Source organism: Ktedonobacter sp. SOSP1-85 (assembly GCF_016587415.1).
Taxonomy (GTDB): Bacteria; Chloroflexota; Ktedonobacteria; order Ktedonobacterales; family Ktedonobacteraceae; genus Ktedonobacter.
On record NZ_BNJI01000001.1, the window covers coordinates 994,401 to 1,011,090 of the forward strand.

11 protein-coding genes are annotated in these 16,690 nt (G+C 54.6%); 3 read left to right on the plus strand and 8 right to left on the minus strand.

Annotation, left to right across the window (positions count from 1 at the left end; translation table 11 throughout):
- Positions 1-450 precede the first annotated feature (450 nt).
- Positions 451-894, plus strand: coding sequence for a DUF4388 domain-containing protein (locus KTE_RS49450; protein WP_201378954.1), 444 nt, complete (start codon positions 451-453; stop codon positions 892-894).
- A 258-nt stretch (positions 895-1,152) separates the two neighbouring features.
- The gene (locus KTE_RS04465; RefSeq protein ID WP_201378955.1) at positions 1,153-2,679 is read left to right on the plus strand and encodes a methyl-accepting chemotaxis protein; all 1,527 of its coding nucleotides are present in this window, start codon (positions 1,153-1,155) and stop codon (positions 2,677-2,679) included.
- Positions 2,680-2,757: 78 nt separating this feature from the next.
- On the opposite strand, the gene KTE_RS04470 is transcribed toward KTE_RS04465, so the two are convergent.
- Together KTE_RS04470 and deoC are read right to left on the minus strand one after the other, a co-directional pair.
- Complete coding sequence (locus KTE_RS04470) at positions 2,758-5,172, minus strand: aldehyde dehydrogenase family protein (protein WP_201378956.1); 2,415 nt, start codon at positions 5,170-5,172, stop codon at positions 2,758-2,760.
- A gap of 19 nt (positions 5,173-5,191) precedes the next feature.
- Positions 5,192-6,196 (minus strand): deoxyribose-phosphate aldolase, encoded by a 1,005-nt coding sequence (gene deoC, locus KTE_RS04475; protein ID WP_201378957.1) that lies wholly within the window; start codon positions 6,194-6,196, stop codon positions 5,192-5,194.
- Between the two features lie 422 nt (positions 6,197-6,618).
- Here deoC and KTE_RS04480 point away from each other — a divergent pair, with 422 nt between their 5' ends.
- Entirely contained in the window at positions 6,619-7,761 is a 1,143-nt protein-coding gene (locus KTE_RS04480; RefSeq protein ID WP_201378958.1) for a hypothetical protein, read from the plus strand.
- 73 nt (positions 7,762-7,834) lie between these two features.
- On the opposite strand, the gene KTE_RS04485 is transcribed toward KTE_RS04480, so the two are convergent.
- The 6 genes from KTE_RS04485 to KTE_RS04510 form a co-directional block, all read right to left on the minus strand.
- Entirely contained in the window at positions 7,835-8,842 is a 1,008-nt protein-coding gene (locus KTE_RS04485; protein WP_201378964.1) for a phosphotransferase, read from the minus strand.
- Between the two features lie 120 nt (positions 8,843-8,962).
- On the minus strand, positions 8,963-9,667 hold the full coding sequence (locus tag KTE_RS04490; protein WP_201378966.1) for a DUF169 domain-containing protein: 705 nt from the start codon (positions 9,665-9,667) through the stop codon (positions 8,963-8,965).
- A gap of 200 nt (positions 9,668-9,867) precedes the next feature.
- Entirely contained in the window at positions 9,868-10,671 is an 804-nt protein-coding gene (locus KTE_RS04495) for a ribonuclease H (RefSeq protein ID WP_201378968.1), read from the minus strand.
- Between the two features lie 394 nt (positions 10,672-11,065).
- Complete coding sequence (locus KTE_RS04500; protein ID WP_201378970.1) at positions 11,066-12,928, minus strand: transketolase; 1,863 nt, start codon at positions 12,926-12,928, stop codon at positions 11,066-11,068.
- Between the two features lie 301 nt (positions 12,929-13,229).
- Positions 13,230-13,934: a UMP kinase gene (pyrH, locus tag KTE_RS04505; protein ID WP_201378978.1), complete on the minus strand. Its 705-nt coding sequence runs from the start codon at positions 13,932-13,934 to the stop codon at positions 13,230-13,232.
- Positions 13,935-14,127: 193 nt separating this feature from the next.
- Complete coding sequence (locus tag KTE_RS04510; protein ID WP_201378988.1) at positions 14,128-16,689, minus strand: polynucleotide kinase-phosphatase; 2,562 nt, start codon at positions 16,687-16,689, stop codon at positions 14,128-14,130.
- Position 16,690: the final 1 nt, after the last annotated feature.

Here is a 16,690-nt window from a genome sequence, read left to right on the forward strand (position 1 = left end):
CGAAAATATGGGTCCTTCGCGCCTACGGCGCTCAAGAGTAAGGGTATGTGTGTGGAAAACGGCAAAGCTGTTTTCCACACACATACCCTTACCCGAGGCTCGCTACGCGAGCCGAGTCAAGAAGCAGAAGAGAATAAATAGCCCTGGAGCCAGGATGCTAAGAATAGATAACTTCACAAAAACGCCTATAGATATGGGTAAAAATCGTTAGTTGAATTCGTTCATACCAGGTAAGACATGATGTGTAACCAGAGGAAGCGACTCTTCAGGCAGAATGAATAGGAGTTTCGGCTACTCCCGCAGGGGGGTTTTCAATTTATGCACATTTTGTGATATGCTTGGTATGCCCACATAAGAGAACGAAGACTTAGAGCCTCCCTTGCTCTTTTTGCAGGATTAAAGCGCTCTTGCATCTCTTGTGCACCCTGATCAACCAATGGATGTTTGAATATGACCCCACGACGCGGAACACATACCGACAACCTAAATAACGTTATTCAAGTCATTCAATTAGGCCGCAAGACAGGACTTCTCACCGTACAAAAAGAGTCTGGCCCCGCCTCGGAGGAAGGCGAAATAACCTTTTTCCGAGGGCAGATCTCGCAGGCCCGTCTAGGCCATCTACGCGATCAACAGGCCATCAGCCTATTTGCTACCTGGAAATCCTGTTTTTTTACGTTTGTCCCTTTCGACACTGATCGCGCAACTGGGCCTCAAACAACCGTTACCAATCCATCTCTGCCAGCGTTGAGGCAGCTTTCACCAAACCAAGCACCGCCTTCTTATGCTAGTGGTAGTGGCCCACTACCGCCTTATACTGGTGGTAGCGGGCCGCTACCCAGGTACGCCCCCCCACAAGCGGGCAACTTGCGCCTCAACGCATTCATGAGATGAACGATAGTCTTCGGCTCATCGAACAGTCTGGCCTATCGCGCAATCATCGACGTCTTCTCCTTCTCATCGATGGAAATCGAAATAGCGCCGAACTTGCACGTTTGATGGGTCGTTCACAAGACGAAACACAACAACTCATTCGCGATCTTGAATACATTGGGATCGTTCGTTAGATTCTTAACTATTGGAGCCAACGCCACTCTCGTAGCATTGGTTCCAATAGTAAGGGACTTTTATTCTTAAGGATTAGAATGCGCTATGCCTGGATCAAATTACAACAATAGGCAACGTCGCCTCATCTCATTGCCTCTACGTATCTCGCTAGGATTGGTGCTCGCCACGATTCTTCCACTGGTCATCACCTTATTTGTGATCGAATGGCGTACCCAACCGATTCTATCGGATCAAGCTAATACAACCATGCAGGGCGACGCCCAGACACGTGTCAAACTGATCGATACATATTTCAACGAGCGTGTGCTCGACGCCAAAACCATTACCCAGGTTCCCACCGTCCAACAATATCTCCTCACACCATCCACCGATCCAACCTATGCGGACCAAACCAAGCACACCATCTTCGCGTTGGCTGCTGGTATGTATCGCGATCCAAACTACACTACCTGGCAGTTGTATGATCGTCAGGGCAAGCTTCGCCTGGCCTATCCTACGACGCAAAAACCAGCCCTTCACGGAAACATCCTCGTTCCCCAACGCTACCAGGATAACGTGTTTGCTGGCCAAACCGTTATTTCCACAGTTTACTATAATCCAGATCAACAAAAAGCCACAGTGGATATCTACTCACCGGTCGTAGCTCTCACGCCAGAGGGAAAACCAACCAACACCATCATTGGCTTTATTCGCGTCACCCTGGGCCTGGATTATATCTGGAATACTGTGAAGGATGATAATCAACGGAATGGGAAAAATAGCTACGCCTTTATCCTGAATGAAGATGGCGTGCGCATCGCGGATACCGACCCTAAGCGTATTTTCACAGCAGTACAGGACTTACCGTCAGACGTAAAACAGCAAGTCGATAATGAGCAGCGCTACGGTCCCAATGGCATTCAAGTAGCAAAAGATGCAACCCTCTACCAACACCTGAAGAACGATAAAGCATCCCTAGTCACCTACCAGGCACAACCCAACGAACAAAACGAGAGCTATCAAATCGTACAGAAAAGCGTTGACGTGGTCCCCTGGAAGTACTATGTGCTCAGCCCACTCAGCACGGTCAATGCAGTCGCACAACAGCAGCTTGAAGTGACGCTACTTGTGGCCCTCATCATGTCCGGTCTTGTCGCTATTATTGGTCTTGTGGCTGGCCGCAGCCTAACCCGGCCCATCTTGCAAGCGGTCAATGCTCTGCGTGATAGCAGCGATGCCCTGAACAGCCTGGCATCGCGCCAGCGTGATGCCTCGACCGAGCAGATGTGGGTGGTTGAGTCTTCACAGATCGGCCTGCAATCCGTTCAGTACTACACCGAGGCCATTAACTCAGCCGCGGCCCAGCTCGCAACAGTGGGCAAAAACCTTGGACAGAATATAAACCAGCTTGATAGACAGAAGCTCCTGCAAGCTGTCGAGCATGTGCAAAATGGGGCCAAATATATCGAGAATGCCGCGCAGTATCAGAACGAGAGTAATAAAAAGCTGGCAACCGCGCTCAAAGTTACCAACCAGGTGACTGAGCAGCTTGCTTCTGGCGCCACCTCGGCAACCGATGCTGCGGCCCAGCTGGAAGAGGTTGTCGATCAGCTTCGCGCAGTAGTGGGGTAAGAGATAATATGGTGCATCATGGCAACCTCAGGTTGCCATGATGCACCATATTATCTAAGTGGTATGTATTGAACGGCTTTATTCGCCGTAGGGTACCCAGATGTTCTTCACCTGGACTGAGGCTCGCAAGAACTCTTCGCCCTCGCCCTGGATGGGGTCCAGCCAGTCACGCTGCCGCCCATAGTTGACCCAGGTGCGCTTCATATTGCTCGCGGAACCCTCCTCTACCATCTTTGCCCCTCTGGCAGAACCAAAGTACCAAAGCGCATCGATATCCTCATGCTCGGCCAGAACTTTGGCTAATCCCTCGCGCTCGCCTGTCACAATATTGACTACCCCGGCGGGCAGATCCGATGTCTCAAAGATCTGATAGCAGTCCGTAGCGCTAAGAGGCGCCGTTGGCGAGGGAATGGCAATTACTGTGTTCCCCATGGCAATAGTTGGCGCCACCAGCGAGATGAAGCCCAGTAAAGGGTATTCGTCGGGTGCCACGACGCCCATAACCCCAATAGGTTCGTGCATCGCCAACGTCACGCCGCGCATGGGCGGGCGGTGAATCACTCCCTCAAACTTATCCGTCCAGGCCGCGTAGCTAAACAGGCGTGAGAGCGTGGTATGCACCTCTTGCAGCGCCTCTTTCCGCCCCCGACCCGTTTGCTGCATAATGCGCCGCGCAAACTCTTCTTCGCGAACGGCCAGGTTCTCGGCGATATAATACAGGATCTGCGCCCGGTTGTGAGGAGTAGCGCTCGCCCATTTACTCGCGGCATGCGCCGCCTCTACAGCGTTACGAATATCCTTGCGATTCCCCTCACCGACTTCCCCAAGCGGCTTGCCATCAGCACCCTTGACGCTCAGGCTATACCCCGAGTCTGGACGCACCTGCTTGCCACCGATAAACAGCTTGGGCGTGCGATCAATGGCGGGAAGAGCAAACTCCGCTTCTTCTGACGTATTCGCGACTCCCTCGTTTTCGGCGACACCTTGTGGCCTGGAGCGAGGAGATTTCTCGGGAATCTGGTTTGCCTCCCAACTTGGACGCACATACTCATACAGACCCTCTTTACCACCCTCACGACCATAGCCACTCTCCCGATAGCCGCCAAAGCCACTGGAGGCATCGAAGACGTTGGTGCAGTTGATCCAGACGCTTCCAGCCTGAATTTTTGGCGCGATATCCAGGGCCAGGTTGATATTATCGCTCCAGATGCTTGCCGCCAGGCCATAGCGTGTGTTATTAGCTAGCTGGACCGCCTCAGCAGGCGTACGGAAGGTCATGGCAACCAGGACCGGGCCGAAGATCTCGACCTGGGCAATGCTGGAAGCTGGAGAGACATTGGTGAAGAGCGTGGGCGGGAAGAACGAGCCTTCACTTGGGCAGGCCCAGGAGGGCTGCCATTTCTCGGCTCCCTCGGCCTCGCCCTGCGCGACCAGGCGCTCGATCTCCTGCAATTGCGAAGGCGAGACAATCGCGCCAATATCGATGCCCTTGTCCAGCGGATCACCCACACGCAACTTCTCCATACGTGCGCGTAGCTTATTAAGCAGGCGCTCCGCGACGTTCTCCTGCACCAGCAGGCGCGATCCCGCGCAACAGACCTGGCCCTGGTTAAACCAGATGGCGTCTACTACGCCCTCGACGACGCTATCCAGGTCAGCATCATCAAAGACGATAAAGGGGGATTTCCCACCCAGTTCAAGCGATAGCTTCTTCCCCGAGCCAGCAGTCGAGCGGCGGATGCTGCGTCCCACCTCGGTTGAACCCGTAAAAGCAATTTTGTTGACGTCAGGATGCTTCACCAGTGCATCGCCTACCTGCGACGCCTCGCCAGCGACAATATTAATCACGCCCGCCGGCAGACCAGCCTCCTGCACGATCTCAGCGAACTTGAGGGCCGTCAGGGGAGTATAGCGCGCTGGCTTTAAGACCACCGTATTGCCCATAGCAATGGCTGGAGCAATCTTCCAGGCCAGCATTAAGAGAGGAAAGTTCCAGGGAATGATCTGTCCCACAACTCCTACAGGCTCATAACCCGGCAGCTCTCGCTTCATCAACTGCGCCCAGCCAGCGTGATAGTAGAAGTGGCGTGCCACCAGGGGGATGTCAATATCGCGCGTCTCGCGAATAGATTTCCCGTTGTCCAGCGACTCCAGGACCGATAGGAAGCGCGCATGCTTCTGAATCTGGCGCGCCAGGGCATACATATAGCGTGCACGCACATGATCTGGGGTCTTGCTCCATGTTTTGAACGCTTTACGCGCCGCGGCTACTGCGGCATCCACGTCGGCACTACTGGCGGAGGCAACCTGCACCAGGGCCTTGCCGTTGGCAGGGTTCGTGCTCTCCATGTATTGCCCACTGGCTGGCTCAACCCACTGGTTCTCAATAAACAGCCCGAAGCGCTCATGCTCCTTGAGCCAGGTCTGGACAGTGTTGGCAGCCTCTGGCGCGGGACCGTACTCCATTGTCTCAAATAATTCCATTACATTCATGCCTACAACTCCCCCGGATCTAAACCATTGGATTATGGTGCGCCGCCGCGTAGCGTCCGCTCACAAAATGTTCAATCTGTCTCTCGATATCCGAAAGCAGGCCACTGGCTCCAATACGGAAGAGTGAATTGTTTAACCACTCATTGCCCAGCTCCTCTTTCATCAAGATCAGCCAATCCAGCGAGGATTTCGCACTGCGAATACCGCCCGCCGGCTTAAAGCCAACCTTGTAGCCTGTCTCTTCATGGTAGTCGCGAATGGCGCGTGTCATGACCAGGCCTACGGGTAGGATAGCATTCACCGGCTCTTTCCCGGTCGAGGTTTTGATAAAATCAGCCCCTGCCATCATACAGACCAGGCTTGCCATCGCGACGTTACGCAGCGTCGCTAGCTCATGGGTTGCCAGGATGGTCTTCATATGCGCCTCTCCACACGCCTCGCGGAAGGCCTTGACCTCGTCATAAAGGGCCTGCCAGTTGCCCGTGAGTACGTGGGCGCGCGAAATGACAATATCGATCTCTTTTGCTCCAGCCTGTACAGAAGCCTGGATCTCGCGCAGCTTCAAGTCAAAGGGATTCTGGCCTGCGGGAAAGCCCGTTGATACGGCAGCGACGGGAATATTTGTCCCGGCAAGCGCCTCGACCGCCACGGGTACCAGGTTATGATAGACACATACCGCCCCCGTTTGCAGGTGTGGCACCCCCAACGCGTCAAGCAGTTCCTGGCGTACAGGTTGCCTGGCCTTGGCGCAGAGCCGCTTGACATTGCCCGGCGTATCATCACCCGCTAATGTGGTTAGATCAATACAAGTAATCGCCCGCAGAAGCCAGGCTGCCTGCCACTCTTTCTTGACTGAACGCCGGGTTGGAATGGTGGCGGCGCGGCGCTCAACGGCGCTACGGTTCACGTGTACGCGATGTATCCAATCCAGGTCCAGGGGCATGCCTGGATTACGCTCCAGGGCCTCATGCGGCGCCGGTGCACTAGTCTTCTCTGATTGTATTTTTGACTTTGTCGTAGTCATGCAGAATGTCCTTGCACTAATATCAGCAATTTTAGGCACACCAGGAGGAAGTATTTCTTCGAACCTCTCGTTATGTCTACCTAATACAAAATACTTGACATATTCGGCTTTTCCTTGTTATACTCTTCCCGCCAATAGAGGCTGGATGTGGGAAGCGATTGTTGTGCTACCAGACTATTCCTTCGATCCGTCTGAGGATCCTGCAATAATTATAACGCCAACAGTATCGGACACAACAGTCCACTATTCTACTCTATTTGGCAACATTCGTACACTCGATGGTGGTAAAGTAGGCCTTTTCGCGGTACAATAGACAGTAAGGCACACATAACGGCTGTCATACGGCTTTCCTGTGCCAGGCGATCAGATATCACACACATAACATTGGTGGATGGTTAGTTGCATCTGGTGGAGGATATGTTATGGTGAATCAAACACTTACCTGCCTGGTCACATTGCATGGTATTGGCTTTCAACACCCCCCGCAAGGCCAAACACCGGGCTATGCAGACATACTACATGCCAACTTACGTAGATACCTTGACGCAACCCAGCTCAGCGCAGACCCCCTTTATCGTCCAGACACGCCCTCCAGTTCTCATGGTCCCATCTATGTCCAGAGTTGCTGGCCGGCTGGCAGCCATCGCCGGGAGGCTGGATTAGCACGTTTAGGTGTCTGGGTACGCGATAGCCCGCACCAGATTGATACCTCCCAGGCCCCTTTGAGCAATGGCAAAGGTTCTATTGTACACATCGCGCTTGTCTACTCAGACATCGAAGAGAATAGAGGACACCTGATTCCCACGCTCAATGCCAGCACGATGCTGCTCTCCTCGCTCTTTAACTACATCTCCCCCCTGGGAGTCACACGCTTTCTCAAAAGAGTTGTTCCTCCCCTCATCTCCACACCCAAGGCACCTCCTCACGCCTCGTTACTCGGGACCTATCCTTCACTCAGAACCAATAAGGAGCAAACAGGCCGATTCGCAATTCTGCAACAATTGCAAACCGATGTGGCAGCTTATGTCAGTACGAACGAGCAGCGCGAACGCATTCGCAGCTTCGTTCTTGACGCCATCTTACGCCTGGCCAGTCGCGACGATGTTGGGCGCATCATTCTCAACGCTCATAGCAATGGCACAGTAATTGCCTTCGATGTGCTTCGCCTCCTGCCGCAGTACGCAAGGGAAAAGATTGCTGGCTTGATCACAGCGGGTAGTCCCCTCCGCAAATATGTCACTTTTTTCCGCTGGGGCCGTGACATCGAGTGCGATTTCCCCATAGCGCACTGGCTCAACTTCTGGGATGATCATGATCCTGTCGCCGATCCCCTGGCACCCCCTCTTTCCTGGCGGAGAGAGACGCCTATTCCTAAGCATGGGGATCACCTCTTTGTCCATATCGACCCCTACACTGGTCATGACCGTGCTATGGATATTTATGATATCCAGGTCGATAATCTGCGCTTTAGCTCACCGGGCGGCCTACAAGCCCATAACTATTGGGACAATGAACGCCAGTTTATTCTCCCATTAACCAAACTGCTCCTCACTCCGCTTCCATAGAATTAACAGGGTGTGTGGAATGCGCCGTGACAGCCTGTGGCTGTCACGGCGCATTCCACACACCCTGTTAATGTTATCGCCACGCATCGAGCCAGCCTGCCCAGATGGGGAGATGGTCATCAAATGTGCGTAGGAGCTTTAGCGTCATGCTCGTCTCGCGCATACCCAGGTCCCGCTCCTCTTCGCGCTCAACAGATTCTCCCAGTGAGCGCCGCATATTGAAAAGCAACCAGCCCAGCCAGGTTCCCATCAAGCCATGCAACGCGACCTCGCTTTTATCACGAATTTCACCACCCACCTGACGGTAAGCTTCTATAACCGCGTCAAAGCTCTCTTTACGCACATCACCAACAACAAGCCCACTCCAGGAGAGAGCCGCTCCAACCAGTTCAAGCGTCGGATTTATCAGGCCAGCCGCCTCCCAGTCAATGACATAAGGCGTCTGGTCATCCCGCCACAACACGTTTTTCTGGTCCAGGTCGCGATGACTCACGACCTGGTGCCGCCCCAATTGCTGGCCCGCCACCTCATACAAACGACTCCAGGTCAGCAAACGAGGTAGCATTGAGCGCGCGATGTAGGCCCACTCCAGATTCTGCGAGGCCGCGTGGAAGGTTAGCATATCCCACACCTCCTCGTCAAAGCTCCGCCACTCCTCATCCTCCACGCCCAGCATGCTCATCTTCACGCTATGCATCTGCCCAAGCAGGTGCCCCATCTGGCACGCCTGCCCCGGCTCGCTTGCTTCTGAAGCAAGTGCCTTGCCCTCACACCAGTCATAGACGAGATACGAGGACCCCTCTACCTCATAGAGGGGATCGTCCTCCCGTTGGAGTGCAACGATGGCAGGCACCCCATGCCCATACATCTCCAGAGCAATACGTTCTGAGGCGCGATAAGCCTCCCCAATCCCTGGCTTGCGCATAATGGCAGGATTGAGCTGCTTTACCGCATATCTCCCATGCGTTGTATCCAGGCGCCACATCTGGTGCAATAGTCCACCCTGCACCGCTTGTGGCCGGGTGGACAACTCGCCTAGCTTATAAGCTACACAGAGCATTTGAGCATGATTTCTCTTCATACAATCCTTCTTTGTAGGGTCCATGCTGGCATGGACTCCGAGGCCCGCACGCCGACACCCAGACGCTGGGGAGATCGCTTCGCTCGGAGGCCGAGCAAGCTCTGCCCCTACAAGCTCTTTTTAAGCGGGGAATAGTGCTTTCTGCTGCTGGTGATAGGGCGCGAGCGCAGCATTGGCCTCCACAATGGTCTGCAAGCGCTCAGCCAGTTCAGCTAACTGTTCGCCAGGGATCGTCAGGATAACTTCCTTTGGCGTCAGTTCGATATATGTACGCGCCCCCACACATCCAAAGCTCAATGAGACCTCCCCGGTCTGCAAGGTACGCGGAATAACTCCACAGGTTGGGCGACCAAAGGCACGCTGTCCCCCTTGGAGCCAGTTGACCTGTCCCATGGCCTCAGCCACCAGCATAGCCTGTTGTGTATTCATGCGACAAAGGACGACATCCGGGTCCAGAGGCAACTGGTCCAGGCGACCATACACAATATACTGGTGCGGCTTCTGCACTGTGGGCAGCGCACTTACTTCGGCAGGCGAGAAATACTTTACGCTGGCCATCGTCTCTACAAGCGCCTGCGCCCGTTCCTGGTCAGAGGCTGGCATCTGAAAACCCATGGTCATCATCCCAATGGGGCACTCCTGGTGATCCTCCGCTCCCGCGTAAAAGACGCCCTGTTCCGCCAGGCGCCAGAAGGTACAGGCAGAGGGGACGCGTTTCGCGACATGGGCGACATCCGTAGGAGTTTGTTCGACAAACGCTAATCCGATAGGCTCGTGCAGTAAATGCAGATTCTCTTTCAACTGCTGCATCACTTGGTCTTTCAAGATGCAATCCTTTCGCTTCAATCAAGAAACACACCATCAAGCATACGCGAGAGCGAATGCAGGGTTCACGTTGCCGGAGAGGTAGAGACATACTCCCCTCAACCCCTGCTTAGTGTATCACATATTCCAGTAACGAAAACCTGTATATAATGGCTTAAACGGTGTGACTATTTATCTGCAACGCCTATTTCCACAAAGAACTATTGGACGCGGTATTTTGTTGCTAGCACTTTGACCCAATTGCGCTGCTTCTCACTTGGCGCGAATGTGTTTTTCTGCATCCGCTTCGCCATATCATCGATAAAGCGACGTTCCTGCTCGCTAATACGCCCACCGCCACGCGCCTGCGTCTCAAAAAAAGCCTTCACCGTCTGGACCTGGCGCCGCAACTGTGCCAGTTCGCCTGTAGACATTCCCGATTTGGCCTCGGCAGTCTGTGTGGCTTCCCAGCGCTTAAAGGCTGTGGTATCGCCATTAAAGACGCCCAATCCTGCCAGTTCATCGGCGCGCTCATTCTGTGCATGCCCGGCATGCCCACGCACCCATTCAAAGGTAGGTGGCTGCTTGCGATAGCTGAGTAGCTGACGATAGATCTGCCAGAGATCCGGGTTGGCCTTCATCTGAAAAATGCCCTGCGCAACCTTAATCGTATACTCGCTATCACTGTAGATCTTCAGCGGCAATGTAGGAGGTGCAATGGAGAGCACCGCCAGCACAGCCGAGATCTCGGCACGATTATTCGTAGTAGTCGGCGCCTTGGGGATATGCCCATAACACTCCAGACACGCAGCCCCCTGGGCCATAATGCCATTGTTGCTATCAACCGCGGCCCACAACAACGCGCTCCAGCCCGCTGGACCGCCCGGATTCTTGATACACGCCCCATCAGTAAAAGCCACGATTCCACGCGCATCTAGCTTCGGCAAGGCCTTACGCGCATCCATATCGATGCTGGCCTTGAGAACTGAATCCCATTCGAGTGATTGATTTCCAATATCCATCATGCTCAACTTTAATCCCTTTCCTTCAGAAAGAACTTGTGCCTATTTTACACTGTTCGCGCAGATTTCTCAGCGTCTGCGACGCTTCGCAGAGGTATGGGCTATGGTGGAAAAATGCCTGCGGCATTTTTCCACCATAGCCCTTAGAGTGGTTCTTTAAACCTCTCTTGGTGGGAACATACTGCGGCTTTTTCCACCATAGCCCTTAGAAAGGTTATATAGACCGCTCTTGGTAGGCTCTACTCCCTCTATACACTGGCAAAATCCAAAAGCGGAAAGGGGATGGGTAGCATTTCAAATGCAAATGTTCCTGTTCGCGAGGAAGGACAGCAAGCGACGAGGCCCTTAGTTGGACCTCGCCGCTTTTATTCTACTCTATACTATTCAGTTGCCAGGGCTAGATGAGAGCTTTTACCGCTTGCACAATGTGGTGCGCGCTGATGCCTGCCTCTTCCAACAGTTCCGCAGGGGTACCGGAGCCGGGCATGCTCTGGACCGCTAGCTTCACGACCTGGGGCATGGGGCCATCACGCTGGGTGAAGACCTCAGTCACGGCATCACCCAGGCCACCCTCGGGCCAGTGATCTTCAACCGTCACGATCTTATTGCCTGCCTCTTCCGCCGCCGCCAGGATGGTCTCTTCGTCAATTGGCTTGACGGAGTAGGCATCGATGATGCGAGCGTGAATATTCTCGCCCTTCAGTTGCTCATAGGCCTTCAGGGCTTCGTGCAGGGTGATACCTGCCGCGACCACGGTCACTTTATCCTGAGCCGACTGCTTAACGACTTTGCTGCCACCAACGGTGAATTTCTCATCTGGGGCATAGAGAACTGGGGTCTTCTCACGCGTACTACGCAGGTAGACAATGCCATCATGCTTCGCCATCTCTGCGACCAGTTGTGCTGCCTGGTTGGGGTCAGATGGATACAAGACCGTGCTGCCAAAGACGGCGCGCATCATCGCCAGGTCCTCAAGGGCCATCTGCGAAGGTCCATCTTCACCAATGGAGACACCAGCGTGCGAGCCACACAGGCGGATGTTCGCCCGCGAGATAGCCCCCATGCGGATAAAGTCATAGGCACGCGAGAAGAAGGCCGCGAAAGTTGAGGCAAAGGGGATATAGTGCCGTACCTGCATGCCAATCGCGGTCGCCACCAGTTGCTCCTCGGCGATGAACTGCTCAAAGAAGCGCTCTGGGAAGGCCTTGGCAAACTCTTGCGCATAGGTAGAGTTGCTGACCTCACCATCCATAGCCACTACACGTCCATCGGCGTCACCAAGCGCCTTCAGGGCGTCGCCATAAGCCTTACGCGTCGCCTCGGAAGATCCTACTTCGTAGCGCGGCAGGTCGACAGCTTTGGCCGGGGGAATGGAGGCCGGCTGGAGGTTCTCGGGCTTCTGTACTGAGAATGTCATGCTCCGCGCAGGACGATGCAGTTCTTGCAAGGCCTCATCTTCTTTATCCTTGGGAACCGGCTTGCCATGCCAGCCATCCTTGTTCTCAAGGAAGGAGACGCCCTTGCCCTTCTTGGTTTTGGCGATGATCATCGTAGGCTTGCCTTCGGTCTGAAGCGCCTCGGCGTAGGCCTGGTTGATCTGCTCGTAGTCGTGGCCATCAATTTCGATGGTATGCCAGCCAAAGGCTTGCGCACGGGCCGCGTAGGCCGCTGTATTCCAGCCCAGCTCGGTCTCACCACGCTGGCCCAGACGATTGCAGTCCAGAATAGCAATCAGGTGATCCGTCTTATAGAAACCAGCCTTGTCGCAGGCTTCCCAGATAGAGCCTTCGGCCATTTCACTATCACCAAGCACTACCCAGACATGGTAGGGTAACTTATCCAGGTACTTACCCGCCATCGCCACGCCAACGCCAATTGGCAAACCCTGCCCAAGCGAGCCAGTCGCGACGTCGACATACGGCAGGGCGGGGGTGGGATGCCCCTCCAGGCGACTGCCAAATTTACGCAGCGTCATTAATTCTGCGTCATCAATCGCGCCTGCCGCCTTATACATCGAGTAGAGCAAGGGCGCGGCATGCCCCTTGGAGAAGATCAGGTGATCATTGTTGGGATGTTTTGGATTGTCAAAATCATACCGCAAATAGCTGATCATCAACACGGCCATCAGATCAGCCGCTGACATGGAAGAGGTGGGATGCCCCGAACCAGCAGTCGTCGTGCAACGGATACTGTCCACACGTAATTGCTGAGCGAGGTTTGTCCACTGCTGAATCTGCGGTTGCGTTTGCGTCGTTGTCATACAAGCTCCTCGTCATATCTATGCAAAACTACTTTCAATACGTTGACGCGCTCGGCTCCCCTGTGTATTGTAGGAGATGAAGTTCCAGAAGGGCAAGCTGATGCTTGCACAGACGGCATTTGCCATCTACATCTAGCATACCGACTAGACGAACGTTCTACGAGACGGGAGTCAACCCCTTACCACCTCGATAAACGCTGGATGAATCCAGATATCGCGCAAGGGGTTCCGTCTTTATCACGCTTGAAACCAGGATAGAGAGACAGCAGGCAGCAGACCTGAACTCGCTCAACAGAAACGGCTATGAGATCACAGTCCCCGCAAAGGACTCGCCATTGAGCGCCTTCTCAACATTCGACAGATTGTTGGCTTTCATATACATCACACGCAAACTCAGTTCTGAGGCCAGCTTGGAGGCAATGGGATCAAAAGGAGCGCTCGCGCCAGGAACCCAGGTATCACCTATCATGGAGCGATAATCTCTCCAGGAGATCTCTTCAATGGGTTGGGCTTCGGAATTCTGGCGTGGATCACTATCGTAAATATAATCTGTATTGCTCAGTTTAAGGATGGAGGCGATGTTGTAATCCTGAGCTAACACAGTCGCGACATAATCTGTCGACCAGCCAGGCTTCCACCCGGCGGCGATGACAATAGGCTTGTCTGGCTTAAGAATCAGGCTATAGTCCTTGATGATGGCGGGATGCGCCAGGTCTTTAAAGACCGTGCGAAAGAGTTGCGCGTTCAGGCGCGTGGCATGTACACCCAGCCAATCCAGGTCCTCATTATCAAGGGCGTGACCAGTAATCACCGCACCAGCGTCGCGATAGTTGCGCGCTAGCTTTCCCCCACCCACAAAGATAAAAAAGCGTCGCTGATATTCCTGCACCTGCTTGCGAATAAACAAGTTAAACTCTTTTAAGAACTCGACGTTGACGCCGCCATTGGGAACAATCATTGAACCACCCAACTTGATGACGTGTGCTTCTTTATATTCAGGTGCCATGTGTAATTTTCCTCTGTATACTTCTTTGTGCGTATTCACTGGGTCATACGCCGCGGTGATTATATCACAAAAACTATGCCCACTGGCATAGCACGTGGGCATAGGGCATTCCATTTTGAGTATAGGTAAGGCAGCCAAGTTTGGGAGGGCCAAGCAGCACAAAATCAAACCTTTCTACCTCGGCCATCAATTCCTATAAGCGTGGATCGACTGGCTCGCTCTCCAGAGCCAGAACCCCAAAGACGCATTCATGCACGCCCCGCAGCGGCTGCAATTTGACAAAGCGCTCCAGCGCCTCCACGCCAAGGGCGAATTCGCGCAAAGCCATTGAACGCTTAGCTGCCAGACCACGTTTCCGCAAACGCTCCAGGTACTCTGGTTCGCTATACTCTGGCCCGTAAATGATACGCAGGTATTCCGGGCCGCGGCTCTTGATCGCGGGCTGCACCAGGCCGTGTTTCCCCTGGGCAATAAAGTTGATTGGTTTGACGACCATACCCTCACCACCACGTCCCGTCAGCTCCAGCCACCAGTCGATGCCTTCCTGTACGCTGGCCTCATTTGTGAGGTCCACGACCTGGTACGCCGTTGCCAACAGGACCTGCTCATCCTGCGCGCAAATCTCGGCCAGCGTCTGCATATGCCAGGTATGCTCTCGCTCAAAGTAGGTTCTCCCCTCCGTTGCCAGGAGATGGAAAGGGGCTAGTTTCAGGTCATCAAGCGAGGTAACGGGCCAGCAATAGCGACGATAGGCCTCAACATACCGCCGGGCCAGGTGCTCGCGCTGCTCATAGCGCTTAAGCAGATCTCCAACCTCTACGCCATGCTCAGCCGCCTGGCGGAGCGAGGAAACAGCATTGCCCAGCGAAGCACGCGAGGCCGCGCCAACCGCCGCGTATTGCTTCAGCAGCAACGACTGCGCCTTGACGGACCAGGGCATCAACTCACAATCCAGGCAGACCCAGTCGGTCTCAAAGCGCGTCCAGAAGTTGGCACGCTCCAGTGCCACGCGTAGGCGCTGCAATAGTTCTGCCTCCAGGGATGCATCTTCAAAGAAGCGTCGTCCCGTACGCGTGTAGCAGATGCCGCTCCCCTCACCAATGACGCCAAAGCGTTGGCGCGCGACCTCTTCGTCTCGACAGACAATCACTACGGCGCGCGATCCCATATGCTTCTCTTCGCAGATCACACGCTCAATGCCTTCCTCACGATAGTAGGCAAAGGCCTCTCTAGGATGCTCAAGGAAGCCCGGCTCGCGGCTCGTCTCCGCGGGTGACATGGTTGGCGGCAGATATAACAGCCACTTGGGATTGGCAGCGAAACGGCTCATGATCTCCAGGGCCGCGATGGCGTTCTCTTCACGAATAGCCACGGTCTGCTTGAGCCGGGTAGGGATATAGCGCTTCCCCGATACATCCTCAATATCTAGCAGGTCGTCATGTTGCTGCTGAGCCGAGAGCTTGGACTCTGGCACCTGGAGCGGGCGCACCGGGTCACTATAGGCCTGGAGGGCGGGTACCGTCACCAGTTCACGCTCCGGGTAGCGCAACGCAATGAGCTTGCCGCCAAAGACACAACCACCATCGATATTAATGGTGTTGTTCAGCCACTCGGCCTCGGGAACGGGAGTATGCCCATAGACAACGAGGGCCTGGCCGCGATACTCCGCCGCCCAATTGTAGCGAACAGGGAGGCCAAATTCGTCGGTTTCACCGGTCGTCTCGCCATACAGGGCGAACTCACGCACGGCCCGCGAGGTACGCCCATGCATCTCGGCCTTCAGACCTGCGTGCGCCACAACAAGCTTGCCATCATCGAGCACATAGTGGCTGATCAGGCTATCCAGGAACTTCTTGACCCGCGCGTGAAACTCCGGCGCTTCCTTTTCCATCTGCTCTAGCGTCTCCGCCAGGCCATGCCGCACCTGGACGTTACGCCCATCCAGTTTGCGCCACAACTTGGCATCATGGTTGCCCGGCACACACAGCGCGCTCCCCTGCTCAACCATATCCATGACCAGGCGTAAGACCTCGGGCGTGGCCGGACCACGATCCACCAGGTCGCCAAGAAAGACGACCTTGCGCCCCTCGGGATGCGTGACGTGATAGGTCTTACCCTGCTCACCAACCTCGCTGGTCACCTGGTAGCCTAGCCGCTCCAGGAGCGTCTGTAGCTCCTCAAAGCAGCCATGCACATCGCCGATGATATCCAAAGGACCATGCTCATCCTTGCGATTGTTCCAGACGCGCTCACGCTCGATCTCGACGGACGCCACCTTCTCAGCGGAATCCAGAAAGTAGAGGTGATGAAAACCCTCGCGACGCAGTGAGCCAAACGAGCGACGCATCTCGTTGAGCTGACGATGCACCACGTGTGGCCCAAATTGCCGATCTGGGCGCTGGCTATTGCGCTCATGGCAGAGCTTCTCAGGCAGGTTAAAGACGATGCCAACCGCCAGGGCATGATACGTGCGCGCCAGCTCAAAGAGGCGCTTACGATCCTCGGCTCTGACATTTGTTGCATCGATCACAGTCAATTTACCGAGGGCCAGGCGTTTGCCCGCAATATAGTAGAGCACATCAAAGGCGTCGCTCGATATAGTCTGATCATTCTCGTCATCGGAGACCAGGCCGCGACAGAAGTCAGATGAGATGGTCTCAGTCGGCTTAAAGTGAGTGCGCGCGAAGGTTGATTTTCCCGAGCCCGACGGCCCAATCAACACCACGAGGCAGAACTCTGGAATAGTAATTTTCATT